Source organism: Cyclobacterium sp. 1_MG-2023, assembly GCF_030546805.1.
Taxonomy (GTDB): domain Bacteria; phylum Bacteroidota; class Bacteroidia; order Cytophagales; family Cyclobacteriaceae; genus Cyclobacterium.
The window spans coordinates 63,434-81,892 of sequence record NZ_JAUOPC010000016.1 but is presented as its reverse complement, the minus strand read 5'-3'; the positions used below and the strand labels follow the sequence as shown (position 1 = coordinate 81,892).

General features: G+C 39.3%; 15 protein-coding genes. 14 read left to right on the top strand and 1 reads right to left on the bottom strand.

The window, feature by feature from the left end:
• Positions 1 to 36: 36 nt before the first annotated feature.
• The 11 genes from tilS (at position 37) to Q4534_RS21125 (ending at position 13,729) form a co-directional block, all read left to right on the top strand.
• The gene (tilS, locus tag Q4534_RS21175) at positions 37 to 1,377 is read left to right on the top strand and encodes a tRNA lysidine(34) synthetase TilS (protein WP_303615156.1); all 1,341 of its coding nucleotides are present in this window, start codon (positions 37 to 39) and stop codon (positions 1,375 to 1,377) included.
• Positions 1,361 to 1,876, top strand: coding sequence for a Crp/Fnr family transcriptional regulator (locus Q4534_RS21170; protein ID WP_303615155.1), 516 nt, complete (start codon positions 1,361 to 1,363; stop codon positions 1,874 to 1,876). Before tilS ends, Q4534_RS21170 begins: the two co-directional genes overlap by 17 nt.
• 86 nt (positions 1,877 to 1,962) lie before the next feature.
• Positions 1,963 to 2,901, top strand: coding sequence for a malate dehydrogenase (mdh, locus tag Q4534_RS21165; protein ID WP_303615154.1), 939 nt, complete (start codon positions 1,963 to 1,965; stop codon positions 2,899 to 2,901).
• A gap of 196 nt (positions 2,902 to 3,097) precedes the next feature.
• Positions 3,098 to 5,719 (top strand): hypothetical protein, encoded by a 2,622-nt coding sequence (locus Q4534_RS21160; protein ID WP_303615153.1) that lies wholly within the window; start codon positions 3,098 to 3,100, stop codon positions 5,717 to 5,719.
• A gap of 55 nt (positions 5,720 to 5,774) precedes the next feature.
• A complete protein-coding gene (locus tag Q4534_RS21155; protein WP_303615152.1) occupies positions 5,775 to 7,445 on the top strand; it encodes a mechanosensitive ion channel family protein in 1,671 nt (556 codons plus the stop codon).
• 166 nt (positions 7,446 to 7,611) lie between these two features.
• A complete protein-coding gene (locus Q4534_RS21150) occupies positions 7,612 to 8,343 on the top strand; it encodes an SDR family oxidoreductase (protein WP_303615151.1) in 732 nt (243 codons plus the stop codon).
• Between the two features lie 308 nt (positions 8,344 to 8,651).
• The gene (locus tag Q4534_RS21145) at positions 8,652 to 9,734 is read left to right on the top strand and encodes an efflux RND transporter periplasmic adaptor subunit (protein WP_303615150.1); all 1,083 of its coding nucleotides are present in this window, start codon (positions 8,652 to 8,654) and stop codon (positions 9,732 to 9,734) included.
• The gene (locus Q4534_RS21140) at positions 9,734 to 10,993 is read left to right on the top strand and encodes an FtsX-like permease family protein (RefSeq protein WP_303615149.1); all 1,260 of its coding nucleotides are present in this window, start codon (positions 9,734 to 9,736) and stop codon (positions 10,991 to 10,993) included. The genes Q4534_RS21145 and Q4534_RS21140 overlap by 1 nt, the downstream gene beginning before the upstream one ends.
• On the top strand, positions 10,994 to 11,677 hold the full coding sequence (locus tag Q4534_RS21135) for an ABC transporter ATP-binding protein (RefSeq protein WP_303615148.1): 684 nt from the start codon (positions 10,994 to 10,996) through the stop codon (positions 11,675 to 11,677).
• A 232-nt stretch (positions 11,678 to 11,909) separates the two neighbouring features.
• Positions 11,910 to 12,992: a 6-bladed beta-propeller gene (locus Q4534_RS21130; protein WP_303615147.1), complete on the top strand. Its 1,083-nt coding sequence runs from the start codon at positions 11,910 to 11,912 to the stop codon at positions 12,990 to 12,992.
• Between the two features lie 137 nt (positions 12,993 to 13,129).
• Positions 13,130 to 13,729 carry a hypothetical protein gene (locus tag Q4534_RS21125; RefSeq protein WP_303615146.1) on the top strand — a complete coding sequence of 200 codons (600 nt, stop codon included), beginning with the start codon at positions 13,130 to 13,132 and terminating at the stop codon, positions 13,727 to 13,729.
• 38 nt (positions 13,730 to 13,767) lie between these two features.
• Here Q4534_RS21125 and Q4534_RS21120 read toward each other — a convergent pair whose 3' ends face one another.
• Entirely contained in the window at positions 13,768 to 14,529 is a 762-nt protein-coding gene (locus tag Q4534_RS21120) for a DeoR/GlpR family DNA-binding transcription regulator (protein WP_303615145.1), read from the bottom strand.
• Positions 14,530 to 14,626: 97 nt separating this feature from the next.
• On the opposite strand from Q4534_RS21120, the gene Q4534_RS21115 reads away from it, so the two are divergent.
• The 3 genes from Q4534_RS21115 to Q4534_RS21105 are packed head-to-tail and all read left to right on the top strand — an operon-like array spanning position 14,627 to position 18,451.
• Positions 14,627 to 16,189, top strand: coding sequence for a glycerol-3-phosphate dehydrogenase/oxidase (locus Q4534_RS21115; protein WP_303615144.1), 1,563 nt, complete (start codon positions 14,627 to 14,629; stop codon positions 16,187 to 16,189).
• Between the two features lie 10 nt (positions 16,190 to 16,199).
• Positions 16,200 to 17,702 (top strand): glycerol kinase GlpK, encoded by a 1,503-nt coding sequence (gene glpK, locus Q4534_RS21110; protein WP_303615143.1) that lies wholly within the window; start codon positions 16,200 to 16,202, stop codon positions 17,700 to 17,702.
• Between the two features lie 2 nt (positions 17,703 to 17,704).
• Entirely contained in the window at positions 17,705 to 18,451 is a 747-nt protein-coding gene (locus tag Q4534_RS21105; protein WP_303615142.1) for an MIP/aquaporin family protein, read from the top strand.
• Positions 18,452 to 18,459: the final 8 nt, after the last annotated feature.

Genomic DNA, 18,459 nt, shown 5'->3' with positions numbered 1-18,459 from the left:
CGAGGCAAAATTAATATAAAATAGTACTTTTGGTTTATGCTGGAACGATTTATCAATCATGTACGCAAAAATAAAATTTTAGATGTGCAATTGCCCTATCTTGTCGCGGTTAGTGGTGGGGTGGATAGTGTCGTTTTAGCCCATTTGCTTACTAAGGCCGGCTTTAAAATCTCAATAGCACATTGTAATTTTCAACTGCGTGGAGTAGCTAGTGATGAGGATGAGCTTTTCGTAATTAACTTAGGCAGGCAACTGGGTGTACCTGTGCACACCAAGGCTTTTGACACCCATGCCTATATGGGTAACCATGGGATTTCTCTGCAAATGGCGGCAAGAGAGCTAAGGTACAGTTGGTTTAAGGAACTCAATTCCTGTTTAGAGACTGATGGGGTGTTAGTTGCCCATCATGCTGATGATCAAATAGAAACCGTAATGCTCAACTTGTTGCGAGGAACAGGAATAGAAGGTGTATATGGCATGAGTAGTAAAAGAGATTTTATTCGAAGGCCATTGCTTCCCTTTTCTAGGAATGAAATAAAGACTTATCTGGAAAGCAATGGGCTGCAATGGAGAGAAGATCAGAGCAATGCCAAAACCATTTATAAAAGAAACTTTATCAGGCATAAATTTTTGCCTTTGCTTCTTGAATTTGACCCAAAAGGACCTGAATTAATCCAATATAGCTTTGACAGGCTGAAAGACACAGGAAAGGCATTTTTTCATTTTTTCGACCTCTGGGTCAATGAACATGTTGTTTCAGAAGAAGGGTATGAGGTGCTGCCATTTTCAAGTTTGGTCGGCTTACCGGGAAAATCATCATTGCTTTTTTATTGGTTGAGAAAAAAAGGTTTTGTATATGCGCAGATAGAGGATATCTTGTATGCTGTAGAACGTCAAGAGGCAGGTAGACAATTTCTTTCAGAAGGCTGGTTATTAAATATCGATAGGGATTGTTTGATTTTAGGAAAACAAACAGAGGAGGCTGATCGTATCGAAATAGGCTTTGCTGATGATGGTTTTGCTTTGAGAGGAAAGCAAAGGTACAGTTGTTCCCAACTAAATAAGGCAGCAGTGTTGGATCGTTCAGCTCAAAATGCCTTATTGGATTTTGATTTATTGGAATTCCCTTTGGTCTTGAGAAACTGGAAAAAAGGGGATAAATTCATGCCTTTAGGGATGCAGAATTTTAAGAAGGTAAGTGATTTTTTGATCGACAAAAAAGTGCCACTAATTAAAAAAAATGAAGTGAAGGTTATGTGTTCCGGTGACAAGATCGTTTGGCTAGTGGGCTTAAGAATTGATGACAGGTTCAAAATTAGCAGTAGAACCAAGAAGGTGTTTTATGTTAAAAAACTAAACAATGAAAAATCCTTTTAAGAAAACCTATAGTCCGTCAGAGCGAAAGAAGTTCGCCTTTTTAGGAAAAGTCAAGTTTTTCACGCATTTAACTTTTGACGAGATGTCGCAATTCCTGCCGGCTATTCACCAAAGAAAATATGTGCAAGATGAGGTGGTGTTTTTTAGAAATGATCCCAGTCAGGCACTGTATATCCTTGAAAAAGGTGAAGTAACCCTCAATATCGATATCCGAACGGATTTTGAAACCATTATTAAAATTAATGAAGGGGAGCCTTTTGGGGAAAATTCCCTACTCGAAAACTCCAAAAGAATTTATACGGCTATAGTAAGCACAGAGGAGGCTGTGTTATGGGTGATTCCAAATTATGCTGTCTTGGATATCTTTCACAGCAATCAAAAGATAAAGGCTAAAATGATGAGTTCTCTGGCCACCTTCTATGACCGCAGAAATCAACAGCTTTTTTCTTCTTACAAGAAGTCCTATGGTTTTTTTAACCTTGGACAGATGTTTGAATAATTATAAGGTTTCCTTCATATAAAGCACATTCTTTAATATCTTAGCGCAAATTTTGATAAAACATTAATCTAAATCGATTATAAAAGATGACAAAAGTAACCGTAGTCGGAGCCGGAAATGTTGGTGCCACATGTGCTGATGTATTGGCTTACCGAGAAATAGCAGAGGAAATTGTCTTAGTAGACATCAAAGAAGGTGTGGCTGAAGGCAAAGCTTTAGACATCTGGCAAAAAGCCCCTATCAATGCGTATGATAGCAGGACTGTCGGGAGTACAAATGATTATTCTAAAACTGCCGGATCTGATGTGGTGGTGATTACTTCAGGTTTACCACGTAAGCCGGGCATGACCAGAGATGATTTGATCGAAACCAATGCAGGAATTGTGAAAATGGTTACAGAAAATGTGATTAAACATTCTCCTGAGGCCATTATCATCATCGTTTCCAATCCATTGGATGTAATGACTTACCAAGCGCATATCGTTTCTAAATTACCAAGAACAAGAGTGATTGGTATGGCTGGTATCCTAGATACAGCAAGATATAGGGCTTTCTTGGCTGAGGCACTTGATATCTCTCCTAAAGAAATCCAAGCGATATTGATGGGGGGACATGGAGATACCATGGTACCATTGCCTCGATACACTACAGTTGCAGGTATCCCTGTTACTGAATTGATCGATAAGGATACTTTAGACGCGATTATCGCTAGAACAAAATCCGGAGGAGGAGAACTTGTGAAGTTGATGGGTACCTCTGCATGGTATGCTCCCGGATCTGCTGCTGCTCAAATGGTAGAAGCGATTGTAAAAAATCAAAAAAGAGTATTCCCTGTATGTGTTAAGCTTGAAGGAGAATATGGAATTGATGACTGTTATCTAGGGGTGCCGGTAATCCTTGGTAAAAATGGTATTGAGAAAGTGATTGAATTGGACTTGAATGATGATGAAAAAGCATTATTAGAAGTTTCTAGAAATCATGTGAAAGAAGTGATGTCGGTTTTGGATAAAATCGGTAACAAATAATTGAATAATTAACCTTTTTTATGAAAATCCCAACTTTGAATAGTTGGGATTTTTTTGTTGTTTTGATAGTAGTTGATAAACATTAAAAGACAATAGCCTATTGAAAAATCTGCTGGTAATTTTATTAATTTTGGTGTTTGGATTTCTCGGCTTTTTGCTGATAAAGAGCGATTTTTTTGACTCCAAATTAAATGGTATGGAAGTTATTCCACCAAATGCCATTTTTGTTTTTGAGACAAATGATCCGGTAGGCTATTGGAATAATTTGGTCAACCAGCCTGTTTGGGAAAAACTTCACAATATCCCTGCCTTGGCAACGGTGGAGTCTCAACTAATTTTATTAGACAGTGTCACCGGTAAAAATGGTAATCTTGACAAATACCTCAAGGGCCAGCGGTTTAGGCTTTCTTTACACCCCACAGGAAAGGGCGCCTTTGGTTTTTTAATTGCCGTAGCATTCAACGATGAGCAGTTTTTAGAGTTTATTGAAAAACTTAAGCCTAGCCCAAACCAAGGGGGTAATGGTTTGAAAAGGAGGCTTTACAGTGGGGTAGAGCTTTACGAAATACAAACTGAGACGGAATCGCAGGCCTTTACATTCGCCCTTTATGAGAATGTGCTTATGGGAAGCCATACTTCGTTTTTGGTAGAAGATGGAATAAGGTATGCCAAATCCCTTGAGTTGAAAAACTTCAAGCAATCCTATCCTCATTTGTTTCAACCTTCTAAACCATTGAATCCCCAAGGAGTATTGAGACTTTCTGGGGAAGGTTTTGCTGCTCTGGTAAATGAATTGACTGCCAACAATGCGGAATTATTGTTGCGAAAATTAAGAGAGAATAAACTGTCTGCTAATTTAATTCCTTCCTTTAGGGATTCATCCATATCTTTTAGTGGTCAATTTTTTACCGAAGGGGAATCCGGTACAATAGAAACTGTAGGGGAAACCCCAAGTGGAATTTCTTTTGCTCCGGTCATTAGCAATAGGGCGGCATGGATTACGCGGTATTTGTTTCCCAATTTTAATGGGTTCAAACAAGTACCAAATAGGGCCTTTAATCCAAGGCCTCTGGTTGCAACAACGCTGGAAGAAAGTGAAGAAATACAAGATTTTATCAATGGGTTGGGGGGAGAAGCAACCATGGTGCTTGAGGAGAATCTTTTTGATAAAAACCCGAATCAAATTCTTTTGCTTAATCCTGAAAACACTGAACGCAGGTACCAAAATTTGGAGAAATTTGCCTTAGAAGTGAGTCAGAATGATAGTACTAAACTTTTCAAAGAATATTTCATGGGCAAGGAAATATTTATGCTTGATATAGAAGAATTTCCGGCCCATGTCTTTGAAGGGAACTTCACCGGGTTTTCTAGGAGCTATATTTCCATGACGGGCAATCATTTGATAATTGGCAATAGTCTCAAGACGGTAAAAAACCTTTTGGAAGATCATTACAATGACAATACATGGGGCAAGTCTCTGGCCTATAAGGATATTTTAAAGGATCAAAATAACGGGTCTCCTGTCCGGATAATTGTAAACAATGACCGTTTTTACCCCATTTTAATTAGAAATAGCGACCCTTCTTGGAGCCCTGTTTTTCAGAAATATGAACCTGTATTTGGTTCCTTCGACTGGCTTAATATCTCAATTTTTAAAGAAGGTAATGCAGCCATTAAGTTAAATATTGATTTGGGAGAAGCAGATACCAACAAGCAATTGGTCCTTTCCGAATCTAATAGTACTGACTTTGGTAAGCAGCTCATATTCGGGCCTTCCGGCATTCGGAATTTTAATGACAAAAGCACTGATTTCTTGGTTCAGGATGAGGATCATTTTATCCATTTGATTAGTGAGGAAGGAGAGAAGGTCTTCGCACAACAAATTCCGGGAGCAATCGTGGGTGATGTACATCAAATAGACTATTATAAAAATGGTAAGCTCCAGGTTGTTTTTGCAACCAAAGACTTTATTTATGCCTTGGATAGGTATGGGAACTTGCTGCCTGGATACCCCTTCCCTGTAGAAGCGGAAAAAGAAATAGCGCATTTGAACGTATTGGATTACGACAATAACAGAAATTACAGATTTTTTGTAGCCACTACGGACGGGGACTTGTTTTTATATGACAAGAAAGGCAATGTATTGGACGGCTGGAATCCCAATGACAATAATAGTGGGCCGCTCAGTTATTTACCGAGCCACCATAGGGAAGCCGATTTGGGAGACTTTATGATAAGCCTTCATACCAATGGCAAGCTAAACCTGTACAACCGCCGAGGAGAGCTGAGGGTAGGAGGAGGAATACTCCTTGGAAACGGTGTAAATACAGGGTACGCCATTGAAGAAGGAAACAACAATGAGCCTTCTAAACTTGTCACCATAAATGAGGAAGGGGAGGTACTAAAGTTAAATTTTAATGGGGAAATTACTTATAGAAACCAACTGCTCCGTCCTGATACGGATACTAAGTTTAGCCTAGTAAATGATCAAAGTAAAAGCGAATATGTATGGGTAGTAGAGGAGTACAACAAACTCAAGGTGCTTCGGCCGAATGAGGAACAACTGTTTGAAATGAGCATTCCATCAAACGATTTGGAATATAAATATTTTTCTTTTGGAGAGGCGAATGAGATTTTTGCCGTTTTAGATAAGGTTCAGGAATTCGCCTATCTTTATAATGCCAAAGGCCAGTTAATTAACCAGAAGCCGATAAGCGTTAGTCAGAGCCTTTGGATCCACTTTTCGGGTAGCGACAATGCTTATACTTTGGTGACCCTTTTTGGAGATAAACTTTACGAATACAAAATACCATTATAAAAACAGATCAAAGATTGGTTTTATTAAAGAGAGAATTTTAACAATGAATAATTGCATGCGAAATATAATTGGAATTGGGTTTTTTATTTTTTTAGGCTTTGTATCATCTTTGCAAGCACAAGTATTCAATTCCGGTTCCCTGGTGCTGGAAGATACCACAGATCACAATAATTTCAGTTCTCCCTATCATACAACATATACTTTTTTTTATAACCTGAATGAGCCCAACTATAATCCGGAAATCGCCGCTAAGGCATTGGATATGGAGGGGAGCGAGGGGCAGGATGCAGCAGCTTTGGCAGTTAAGTTAAAGCAGATATTTGATGGTAAAGGTGTTTATGTGCGGATGAATACTGTCCCAAATACTGCTGAGTATAGAGATACGCTGAGAAATGGGCAGCATGTGTATGTCTTTGATGAGTTAATACTTCCCTCGGTTTATTTGGTAAAAGTTGGCAACCGCTGGAAATTTTCTTCCGCGACGGTAAAAAATATCAAAGCCTTGCATCAGGAGACCTACCCGATGGGTACAGCCAAATTGCTAGAAATACTGCCTAGGTTGGGCAATCAAAATTACTTTGGGCTTTACCTATGGCAATTAATAGGCATATTCTTTTTGGTGTTGATGGTTTTTACAAGCCATAAACTTTTTACGCTGCTGATTGATCGGCTTTTTTATTACTTTCTTATCAAATCCGGTTATGGCCAAATTGCTAAGCAGTATTTACTGCCGGTGGCAAGAATAATAAGTATTTATATTATTATTTTGCTCTTGGCAATATTTATTAGGGTTTTACAACTGCCTATTAGTGTTGCCTCTTGGGTTACTATCCTTCTTAATGCAGCCGAACCATTTATTGTTACGGTTATCTTTTATAAGTTGGTCAATGTGCTTTCTGCTTACATGGCAAGGATGGCGGATAAAACAACTTCCACCTTAGATGACCAGTTGGTGCCTTTGGTACGAAAGACCCTTAAGACATTTGTTATTGTCATTGGGTCTCTATTTATATTGAAATATGGCTTACGGATCGATATCGTACCTTTCCTTACCGGTTTGTCCATTGGTGGTCTTGCTTTTGCCTTAGCCGCTCAGGATACCATCAAGAATTTTTTCGGTTCGGTCATGATTTTTATTGACAAACCTTTTCAGGTAGGGGATTGGATTACTAGCGGGGAAGTAGACGGTACAGTAGAAGAAGTAGGCTTTCGATCAACCAGGGTCAGGACTTTTAGAAACTCACTGGTCTATATCCCCAATGGTAAAATTGCTGATGCCACCGTAGACAACCATGGACTGAGAAAATACCGGAGATTTTATACCAATATTACCATTACCTATGATACTCCCCCGGAGTTAATTGAAGTTTATTTAAGTGGCTTACGAAAGATTGTTCAAAATCATCCTAAAACCAGAAAAGACTATTATAATATTTACTTAAATAATCTTTCAGCCTATAGTCTGGACATCATGTTTTATGTCTTTTTTAAGGTGCCTTCTTGGCCGGAAGAATTAAAGGCCAGAGAAGAATTGATCTTGTCTGCCATTAGGCTGGCCAATGAGCTTGGGGTAAGGTTTGCTTTCCCTACACAAACACTACATATGGAAACCTTTCCTGAGAAAAAGGGGCTGATGCCTGTTTATGAAGACGACAAGGCTACCTATCAAAAACGTTTGGATGCTTTTATCCATACAGAAAAGGGAGAAGGTAAAAAGAATGGATAAAAGGGTTGATACTGCGCTCTTTACTTTCGCCTTATGAAAGAGTGTTTCTTGTGGACTACCTTAAGGTAAAAGCTTCTAATCCTGTAGATTTAGTTTCCCATTAAGGAGAATGGTTTGATTTTTGAACCGGATATTCCAAATGAATATTTAGCTAAATCCAACTATTATGAAGTTTGAAAACAAGATTGCAGTAATTACAGGAGCAAGTAGTGGCATTGGAAAGGCAATAGCGACCACACTTTCCGAAAATGGATGTACAGTGATATTGGCCAGTAGAAGCATTGAAAAGTTACAAGACATCCAATCAAAATTGCCTCACGAAAGCATGGCGGTGGAAATGGATGTAAGTGATAGCCAAAGTGTATCCCAAGGTTTTAAGATAATTGGAAACAAATACAGTCAAATTGATATTCTAGTAAATGCTGCCGGTGTAATGCCGTTGAGTTATATGAAGAACAGGCACCTTGAGGAATGGTTGCAGACCATAGATGTAAATGTGAAGGGAGTGCTTCGTTGTATTTATGAAGTTTTGCCGAATATGAAGCGGCAAAAGTCCGGACATATAGTAAACATTACCTCTGTAGACGGTAAAGAGTTGTATCAAGGAGGAGCTGTTTATGGGGCGTCTAAAGCGGCACTAATTGCCTTGTCAAGGGCTATGCGCATGGAGTTGTCTCCGGAATTTAATATTCGAGTGGCTTCCATCGAGCCGGGAACAGTAGACACCAATCTCAGGGATGATATTACTGACAAAGAATTGCTGGAGGACAAAGGTTATGGAGGAGAGGAAGCCAAGCTTCAACCGGAAAACATTGCTGATGCAGTGTTATATGTCTTAAATCAACCGGCCACAGTGAACGTCAATGAATTATTGATCAAACCGACAGGCAAAGCTTGAGATTGACAATAAATGTTATTTGATTCTTTTCAAGTTTTTTGCATGCTGCTCCATCGTTCCTTCATCTATGTTTTTAATGCTATTTGGTTTGGGATGGCATCCTTCCATTTCAATTGTGGATAAGTGGGTTTTATTAAGGCCGTTTAAATAGGTTGATTATAATATATCTTTTACTTATACTTACTAAATTAATAGGAAATTACATTAATTAAAGGCTGGAAAGGGCTTGACTTCGGCCTAAATCCAATATCACCTACCTGTTGCTATATGCGCAGTAAAGTGAGAATTGGATTGATAAAAAAAGATGAATGAATAATTGTATTCTAGTTGTACTGCTGTTGTTTGTATCCCTCTTGTTCTCCTGCAGCAATAAAAGTGATATCATTAGGCCTGAAGTGAAAAATATCACGGAAAGTGTATATGCCTCAGGAGCTATAAAAAGTGAAAACCAATACGAAGTCCACGGAAAAGTAAATGGCCCAATTGAAAAGGTTTTTGTAGGAGAAGGTTCATTGGTTATAAAGGGAGATCCAATTTTTCAATTGGACAATAAAAACTTAAAAATAGCTACTGAAAATGCGAGGCTCGCATCGGTAGCCGCTGATTTTTCGGTAAACGAAAATAAATTGCTTGATGCGAAAAAAGCCATAGACCTGGCCAAAAAGAAATTGACCAATGATTCCTTATTGTACCTGCGGCAAAGAAAGCTATGGGGCAAAAGTATAGGCACTAAAGTTACCTTGGAAAAAAGGCAATTGGACTATGAAAATGCACAACTAAACTTGGCCACTGCCCACACCAATTATGAGGAGATAAAGAGGCAACTTGAACTACAGTCTGAGCAAAGCAAAAACAATTTGGAAATCGCGAAATTATTGGAAAACGATTATATCATTAAGAGTGAAGTGGATGGGGTGGTTTATAAGGTAAATAGAGAAGAGGGGGATTTAATCAATGGTTCAGAGGCAGCCGCTGTGATCGGAGGTGATGATTTTTTGATTCAACTGAATATTGATGAATTAGATAGGGTGAAGGTGAAAAAAGGTCAGCGGGTATTTATTAGAATGGACAGTTACCAGTCTCAAGTATTCGAAGCTGAGATTGTTGCCATTGACCCTATGATGAATACACGTACAAGGTCCTTTCAGGCAGATGCGAAGTTTACCAAAAGGCCAGCTCAACTTTTCCCTAATCTGACAGTTGAGGCCAGTATTTTAATCCAAACCAAAGAAGAGGTTTTAACCATCCCAAGAAATTATTTACGCAATGATTCTTCGGTAATTCTGGAAGGCGGAGCGCTCCAATCAGTTGAAACTGGATTGATGGATTATGATTTGGTAGAAATTAAAGATGGTATCGATAGTAATACAAGGATAGAACTGCCGGAATAATGAAGGTTAAACACATCACAGAGATTTCCGGGGCCTTGATGCGAGCCAGATGGAAGCAAACACTTGTTGCTGCTGTAGGTGTTACTTTTAGCATTGCTTTTTTTATTTCTCTATTGGGTTTTATGGAGGGTTTAAATCAACTATTAGATGGTATAGTCTTGAATAGGACACCTCATGTAAGGCTTTATAATGATATACTTCCTTCCAAGGTGCAACCCATTGAATTAAGCGAAGATTTCAAGGATCATTATAACTTTATCCAATCTGTTAAACCTACCAATACACGAAAAGAAATATACAATGCTCCGCAGATAATCGATAAGCTTTCTAATGATGGCAGGGTATTGGGAGTGGCACCTAAAGTTACTGCTCAAGTTTTTTATAATTTAGGCAATATAGATCTTAATGGAATTATAAACGGGATAAACCCTGAGAAGGAAGCAGCTTATTTCTCCTTCAATGACTATATCCTTGGAGGAAATTCTTTGGACCTAAATAATGTCAGCAATAGCATAATATTGGGTCAAGGAGCTGCCAATACCATGCGGGCTAAGGTAGGTGATATTGTCACCGTCACCAGCACAGAGGGCGAGCAGTTTTCCTTAAAAGTTATTGGCTTTTTTCAATCCGGAATTTCGGAGATAGATAAGGTACAGAGTTTCGCCAGCTTGTCAACTACCCAAAAAATACTCGGAGAAAACAATAATTACATTAGTGACATCCAAGTAAAACTAAAGGATTTAAACCAAGCGCCGGCAATCGCCAGAGAGTATGAACATTTCTTCAAAATTGATGCAGAAGATATTCAAACGGCCAATGCTCAGTTTGAAACAGGAAGTGGTGTGCGGTCTATTATTTCCTATGCCGTGGGGGTTACATTATTGATCGTGTCCGGATTTGGTATTTATAATATTCTTAATATGCTCATTTATGAAAAGATGGATACCATTGCCATACTTAAAGCTACAGGATTTGCCGGTATTGATGTGAAGAAGATTTTCATTTCAATCAGCCTGAGTATTGGGATTGTCGGAGGATTTGTTGGTGTGCTTTTCGGTTTCTTGCTTTCCATCACCATAGATGCCATCCCATTTGACTCCCCAACCATGCCGGCGGTAACTACCTATCCTATTGATTATGGCATACAATACTATTCCATAGCAGCAATATTCGCCTTGGTGACAACCTTTTTGGCCGGCTGGTTTCCTGCCAAAAAAGCAAGTAAGGTTGACCCTGTAATCATTATTAGAGGGAAATAAATGGGAAAGAATATTATTTTAGAGGCGAAATCAATCAGCAAATCTTTTCTGAATCCAGTAAAAGTTGATGTTTTGAAAGAAGTTTCCTTCAGTCTTTCAAGAGGGGAGTACGCGTCGATTATAGGTAAATCAGGCAGTGGAAAATCCACGCTCCTCTATATTCTTTCCACCATGGATACTGACTTTACCGGTGAACTTCTAATAGACGGAATACGTGTTAGGGGTAAATCAGAAAAAGAATTGGCTTCCTTACGGAATGAGAAAATAGGCTTTGTATTTCAATTTCATTATTTGTTGAATGAATTTACCGCCCTCAAGAATGTAATGTTGCCGGGGTTTAAGTTGGATAAATTAAGTGAAGAAGAGCTGGAACACAATGCTTATGGATTTTTGAAAGATTTAGGGATTGAAAAACTGGCCCATAAAATGGCCTATCAACTATCAGGCGGAGAAAAGCAACGAGTAGCCATTGCCAGGGCCATGATCAATGATCCTTTAATTATCATGTGTGATGAGCCCACCGGAAACCTGGATAGTAAAAATGCAGATATTGTGTTCAATATTTTTAAAGAGCTTACCGAAGCCTACAACAAAACACTTTTAGTGGTGACTCATGACATGGATTTTGCACACAAAACATCACGCATCATTGAACTGGGTGATGGTAGGCTTTTGAAGGAGTAAATTTATTTTTTGACTTTAATGTAATCTTCTCCTGTATGATTCGATCTATGGTCTATTAATAAAGATATAGAAGCATTTAAATGCAATTGGTTTTTATACCTATTAAATGTTACTATATTGATAGTTGGACTATTCGCTTGGCTATTTTTAGGTTAATAGTGGTTGATTTTGAGCTGATTATACCACGAAATAAAAGGTCTATTATATGTCGTCTCTAAAACCCAATAAAAAAATGATAAATAGGAAGGTAATGGTGATTGTCTTTTTTGCATTAGGCTTATTCAATGCCTGTCAGGACAAAGGAGGGACTGAACAAACGGATGGGTTGCAAACCATTCGGATTGAACATTACAATCAGACAGAAGTGTTTCTTAAGGATATTGCAGCAAATTATACCAGCATTCCTTTAGAAATTACAGAAGAAAGTTTAATAGGTTATATAGACAATATTGCCGTCTCTGAAAATTTCATTTATATCAATCATGCAAATGGCATACTTCAATTTGACCATTCCGGGAAGTATATCAAAAAAATAGGAGAAAATGGGGAAGCTCCGGGAAACTACAGACAGGTAAGGTCCATGATTGTTGATCCAACGGATCAGTCAATTGTTGTTACAGATTATGTTTTGAGAAAGAGTTTGAAATTCAATGAGAATGGTGATTTATTGGCTGAATCTGAAAGCTTACCTTCCCCACCCATTTATATTTCGCCAACACCAGATGGGTATGTGATAATAACAGATGACATTATTCAAGATGAAACTTCGGGCCTAGTTTCAATCAATAATATTTTTCATCAGGACAGGGGATTTGTTACTTTAGATAGTTTAAAACCTTTAATGACGAAGTTGAGTAGAGGCGCTAATACCATTTGGCGTCATCCATCTTTTATAACTCGACCTGATTCAATTAATTATTTCTTTTTCCCCCTTGGTCCATTCAGGGAGCAAGTAGAAAGAGATACACTGTTTAAGCTCAATGAAAATGGTGATTTTATTCCATTATTAAAGTTCGAATTCTCTGAAAATATAGTCAATGAGGAAGGAAAAAGAGTGTTTTTTATTGAAAGGATTGAGGTCAATCAAATGTATTATTTAGTGACCTACTATTTTGAAGGGAATACATATCTCTTTGGTTACAACAGAAAAAAAGAAAGTTCCTGGCTGGTGAAGGATGGGGTGAAAGTAAACAACCTAGAAGGGCATTATCTTCCAAAGTCAAATGGGGTTTCTTATTTAATTACGGATGGAGTCTCCGAAACCAAGGGTGAAGAACCAAATCCTATTATTCATTTGATTGATTGGGGGAAATAGTAATCTGCTCATTTAATTTAATACCTACCCTTTTTCTTAAAGAAAATACATGTGATCCTAATTATGGGAATTGATATTTAATTAACTTGTGATAAGCCTTCTTTTGTTAAGTATCAGTTGATTTGGCCCCTTACCATATGAAAAGACTTTTAGTTTTACTAAGCCTTGTTGTTCTGACAAATATTCCATTTTCGTGTGTTGATGATTGTGGACCTTTTAGTCCCATGGAGTCCAAAATCACCGAGTTGTATGTCTTAGTAGGTAGCTTAACTTCTACTGGTTTCATTGAAACAAAATCGACTGACTTCGATCTAGCGGCCATTCAAATTGGGATTGCTGACCTGGATTATACTGAAGTCATGGCATCCATAGCTCAACCTGGGTTTTCCTTTATTAATACTGCCATGGCTTGTAGTCCCCGCTTACCTGAACCTATTCAGGCAATTGAATCAATAGTCATCACCTCTGAATCAACTGTGTATGCTCAAGGGAATGAATTCTTACCTGGGGAGCAACTGAATGAGCTATTTAAAATAAATGGAAACCTTACGATACCTGAGTATATCAAAAAGCAAAATAGTGATATAGAGCTTTTTGGAAATATTGGCTCAAGTATTAATTTCCAACTATCAGGGCAACCTGATAGTACCATCAATCAAACCTTCACCTTTGATATTAAATTTTCTGATTTGAGTGAGATGATCATAAAAACTGAGGTTTTTGAAGTGAATAACTAAAAATATGATAGGTTTATTTTTCCTAGAAAGCGAATCACCTATACCAATATGACTTCAACCCCTCTTTCTTCCAGCATCTCTACATAATGTGTGGATAAATTCTTGTCTACGATTAAGGTGTCTATGTCTTCAATCTTGGCAATCTTTCCAAAGCTTTTTTTACCAAATTTGCTGCTGTCTGCTAAAACTATGGTTTTTTGGGCTGAAGCAATCATGATGCTGTTTAGATGTGCTTCCAATAAATTGGAAGTAGTCAGGCCAAATTCAGGATCAATGCCATCTACACTGATAAATAGTTTGCTACAAGCAAAATCCTTTATCATGTTTTCGGCAAAATGACCCACAACTGAGCTGCTACTCTTACGTACCACACCGCCCAATTGTACAACCTCAGCCTTAGGAACATCCATTAATGCCATGCTCACATTCATCGCCGCGGTTAACACTGTGAGAGAAAGTGTCCTTGGTATGGATTGGGCAAAGGCCAAAACGGTTGTGCCTGAGCCGATGATTATCACATCATCTTGAACAAGTAGTTCAGTTGCCTTACTTGCTATGGCATTCTTTTGGCTGACTTGAACCAGCCTTTTTTCTGTGACAGGTTTGTCGTTGACATAAGGAGATACCGGAGTGGCACTTCCATGCGTTCTGAAAAGCAAGCCCTTTTCTTCTAAAATTCTAAGGTCTTTTCTCACCGTAACCATTGTGACATCCATTTCTCTACTCAAAGCAGCTACACTTACATAACCTGCTTCCTTAAGCTTGTCCAATATGTATTTGTGTCTTTTAGCAATGATCATAATTCGAGAAATAATGAGGTTCAAATATACGAAAATGATTTCCTTTTGTTTCTTTTTATTTCTCTTTGTGTTACTTTAGTGGAGTAAATAGCCGGCAATGAATAGAGAAAACAGTTTATCGAGAATCAAAGAGGAGAAGGGAAGTTGGGACCTGGTAATTATTGGAGGGGGAGCCTCCGGGTTAGGGGTTGCACTGGATGCTTTGTCCAGAGGATTAAAAGTCTTATTGCTAGAAAAATCAGATTTTGCTAAAGGGACTTCCAGCAGGAGTACAAAATTGGTGCACGGCGGGGTGCGCTATTTGGCACAAGGAGAAGTGGGTTTGGTATTAGAAGCCTTAAAGGAGCGCGGGCGTTTATTGAAAAATGCGCCACACCTAACCATTAATCAACCCTTTGTAATCCCACTATATACCTATTTTGACCGCTTGAAGTATGGGCTAGGGCTTAAAATTTACGATTGGATGGCCGGTAGTTTACGCTTGGGGAAATCCATGTTTGTTTCTAAGGAAGAGACAATTAAAAGGCTACCACAAATCAAACAAAGAGGCTTAAAAGGTGGGATTTTGTACCATGATGGACAATTCGATGATGCAAGGCTAGCCTTGGCCATTGCAAAAACCTGTATAGAAATGGGAGGCTGTATCCTTAATTATGCCAGGGTCAATAAGTTGACCAAGGGAGAAGATGGAAAAATTAATGGGTTGGTATTTAGGGATTTAATAGGCAAAACCAATTACAGGATATCTGCTAAATCTGTTGTCAATGCCACCGGAGTATTTGCAGACAAAATTCTACAAATGGACAATCCTGAGGCTCCTAAAATGATACAACCTAGTCAAGGTATTCACTTGGTAATGGACAGTTCATTTTTGGGGGGAGAAGATGCCTTAATGATTCCGGAGACCTCTGATGGGAGGGTTTTATTTGCAGTACCTTGGGAAGGGAAATTGGTAGTTGGTACTACTGATACTTTGGTGAAAAAGCCTAAGATGGAGCCAAGACCTTTGGCTTCCGAAATTAATTTTATATTGGAAACAGCCAAAAACTATTTGGTAAGACCTCCAAAGCGATCGGATGTGCTCTCAGTTTTCGCAGGTCTTAGGCCACTTGCGGCTCCAAAAGAGGGCAGTACCAAAACCAAGGAAATTTCCAGAAGTCACAAAGTTATTGTTTCAAAAAGCAATCTAATAACCATCACAGGTGGCAAGTGGACTACCTTTAGAAAAATGGGCGAAGATACGGTAGATGCCCATTTTAAAAATCATGGTTTGCAAAAGTTAGCAAGCAGCTCTGCAGAAAAGCATCTTCATGGCTATAGTGAAGAAGAAATTGAGGGACATTTGCAATTATATGGAGCAGATGCTGCTTTGGTTTTGGACTTGCAAAAGCAAAGACCTGAATTGAAGGAACGATTGCATGAAGCCTATCCTTATACCGCCGCGGAAGTGGTGTGGGCTGTAAGGGAAGAAATGGCTTTGAAAATTGAAGATTTCCTCTCGAGACGTTGTAGGATATTATTACTTGATGCCAAAGCTTCCATGCAAATGGCCCCTAAAGTAGCCGAGATTATGGCAAAAGAACTTAAGAAAGATGAGGCTTGGATAACTGAAGAGTTGGAAGAATTTAATAAATTAGCCAAGAAGTACTTAATAAAATAGCTAAAACTCAATGAACCCAAATAACCAATACTTAATGGCCATGGACCAGGGGACCACCAGTTCAAGGGCCATAATTTTCAACAAGGAAGGCCAAATTGTAGCTTCCGCTCAAAAAGATTTCGAACAATTTTTTCCGAAAACCGGCTGGGTTGAACACGATCCTAAGGAGATATGGACTTCGCAAGCCTCAGTGGCCACCGAAGCCATAACCAAAGCCAATATTACCTCGAGCCAAGTTGCAGCCATAGGCATCACCAACCAAAGAGAAACAACCATTATTTGGGACAGAGAGACAGGAGAGCCTGTTTTCAACGCCATTGTATGGCAGGATCGACGAACAGCTGCTTACTGTAACAAACTAAAAGAGGAAGGCCATTCCGATTTGGTTCAGAGCAAGACGGGCTTGATAATCGATGCTTATTTTTCAGGGACTAAGATCAAATGGATACTTGAGAATGTTGATGGTGCCAAGGAAAAAGCCGAAAAAGGAGAGCTGTGTTTCGGTACTGTGGACAGCTGGCTTGTTTGGAAAATGACTGCAGGAAAAGAGCATATTACAGACATTACCAATGCCAGCAGAACCATGCTTTTCAATATCCATGAAAGACAATGGGATCAGGAATTGCTTGATCTTTTGGGTATTCCGGCTTCTATTTTGCCTGAAGTTAAATCAAGCAGTGAAGTGTATGGACATACTTCCGGAAATTTATTGTCTGCAAAAATCCCTATCGCAGGCATTGCCGGTGACCAGCAGGCAGCCCTTTTTGGGCAGCTGTGTACAGATCCGGGCATGGCCAAGACCACCTATGGGACCGGTTGCTTTTTGGTAATGAATACAGGTGAAAAGCCTGTGAAATCCAATAACAAACTTTTGACAACAGTGGCTTGGCAAATAGGAGACAAGGTCAATTATGCCTTGGAAGGAAGTGTATTTATTGGTGGAGCAGGCATTCAATGGCTTAGAGATGGGTTATCCTTGTTTCAAGATGCCAAGGACAGTGAAGCAATGGCTTCAGGTTTGGAAGACAATGGAGGCGTGTATTTTGTCCCTGCTTTAACGGGGATGGGAGCACCCTATTGGGACCAGGAAGCCAGGGGAGCATTTTTTGGTATCACCAGAGGAACCACTAAAGCACATATGACCAGGGCCGGGTTGGAAGCCATTGCATTTCAAGTGCATGATGTATTGAAGGCCATGGAAAAAGATGCAGGTGAAGAAACCAAAGAAATGCGTGTAGATGGTGGAGCTACTGCCAATAATTTCTTAATGCAATTTCAAGCAGATTTAAACCAATGTTCGATTAAGAGGCCGGAAATCATCGAAACCACGGCATTGGGAGCCGCCTATCTTGCAGGGCTTGCTGTTGGTTATTGGAAGGATTTAGATGAAATCAGAGGGCTATGGAAAGCGGATGAATCTTTTGAACCCAAGCAGGATGCTGCAAGCATGCAACCAACCTTAAACTATTGGCATAAAGCAGTAGAACGTTCATTAAACTGGCTAAACGATTAATTATGAACGTCTATATAGCTGAATTTATAGGAACGGCTTTGCTATTGGCCATGGGGTCAGGGGTAGTAGCCAATGTAGTATTAAACCAAACCAAAGGTCAAAATTCAGGATGGATAGTCATTACGACTGCTTGGGCTTTAGGGGTTTTTATCGGTGTGGTAGTGGCAGGACCGCATAGTGGGGCTCACCTGAATCCTGCAGTTAGCCTGGCATTGGCTGTTGTAGGTGATTTTGGATGGGAGTTGCTACCGGGTTATGTTTTGGCCCAAGTGTTGGGCGCAATGCTCGGAGCCGGAGTGGCTTATTTGATTTATAAGGATCATTTTGACATTACCGAGGACCCTGGGTTAAAATTCGCTCCATTTGGTACAGCTCCTGCTATTAGGAATTTGTCTTCAAACTTTATTTCTGAGGTGGTCGGTACTTTCGTACTCATTATTGTTATTCTTTATTCCACCGGTCCGGTTATAGATGATGGAAATGGCACTCCAATTGGACTGGGTTCCATAGGTGCTTTGCCTGTTGCCTTTTTAGTTTGGGTAATAGGTCTTTCCTTAGGTGGTACCACAGGTTATGCCATCAACCCGGCCAGAGACTTGGGGCCTAGGTTCATGCATCAATTACTTCCTATCAAGGGAAAAGGCAGTTCTGATTGGAGTTACAGTTGGGTGCCTATTGTAGGTCCGCTTTTAGGTGCTGCTTTAGCTGGAGGGCTTTTTATTCTCTTAGGCAACACCCCGGCTACTTAAATTTGGTT

Bases quoted from the DNA above. Each gene is read 5' to 3' on its own strand.
- Q4534_RS21140 (WP_303615149.1), top strand. From the start codon at position 9,734: ATGAAGGTTAAACACATCACAGAGATTTCCGGGGCCTTGATGCGAGCC.
- Q4534_RS21115 (WP_303615144.1), top strand. From the start codon at position 14,627: ATGAATAGAGAAAACAGTTTATCGAGAATCAAAGAGGAGAAGGGAAGT.
- Q4534_RS21150 (WP_303615151.1), top strand. From the start codon at position 7,612: ATGAAGTTTGAAAACAAGATTGCAGTAATTACAGGAGCAAGTAGTGGC.
- Q4534_RS21105 (WP_303615142.1), top strand. From the start codon at position 17,705: ATGAACGTCTATATAGCTGAATTTATAGGAACGGCTTTGCTATTGGCC.
- glpK (WP_303615143.1), top strand. From the start codon at position 16,200: ATGAACCCAAATAACCAATACTTAATGGCCATGGACCAGGGGACCACC.
- Q4534_RS21125 (WP_303615146.1), top strand. From the start codon at position 13,130: ATGAAAAGACTTTTAGTTTTACTAAGCCTTGTTGTTCTGACAAATATT.
- Q4534_RS21145 (WP_303615150.1), top strand. From the start codon at position 8,652: ATGAATAATTGTATTCTAGTTGTACTGCTGTTGTTTGTATCCCTCTTG.
- Q4534_RS21155 (WP_303615152.1), top strand. From the start codon at position 5,775: ATGCGAAATATAATTGGAATTGGGTTTTTTATTTTTTTAGGCTTTGTA.
- Q4534_RS21135 (WP_303615148.1), top strand. From the start codon at position 10,994: ATGGGAAAGAATATTATTTTAGAGGCGAAATCAATCAGCAAATCTTTT.
- Q4534_RS21130 (WP_303615147.1), top strand. From the start codon at position 11,910: ATGATAAATAGGAAGGTAATGGTGATTGTCTTTTTTGCATTAGGCTTA.
- Q4534_RS21160 (WP_303615153.1), top strand. From the start codon at position 3,098: ATGGAAGTTATTCCACCAAATGCCATTTTTGTTTTTGAGACAAATGAT.
- tilS (WP_303615156.1), top strand. From the start codon at position 37: ATGCTGGAACGATTTATCAATCATGTACGCAAAAATAAAATTTTAGAT.
- Q4534_RS21170 (WP_303615155.1), top strand. From the start codon at position 1,361: ATGAAAAATCCTTTTAAGAAAACCTATAGTCCGTCAGAGCGAAAGAAG.
- Q4534_RS21120 (WP_303615145.1), bottom strand. From the start codon at position 14,529: ATGATCATTGCTAAAAGACACAAATACATATTGGACAAGCTTAAGGAA.
- mdh (WP_303615154.1), top strand. From the start codon at position 1,963: ATGACAAAAGTAACCGTAGTCGGAGCCGGAAATGTTGGTGCCACATGT.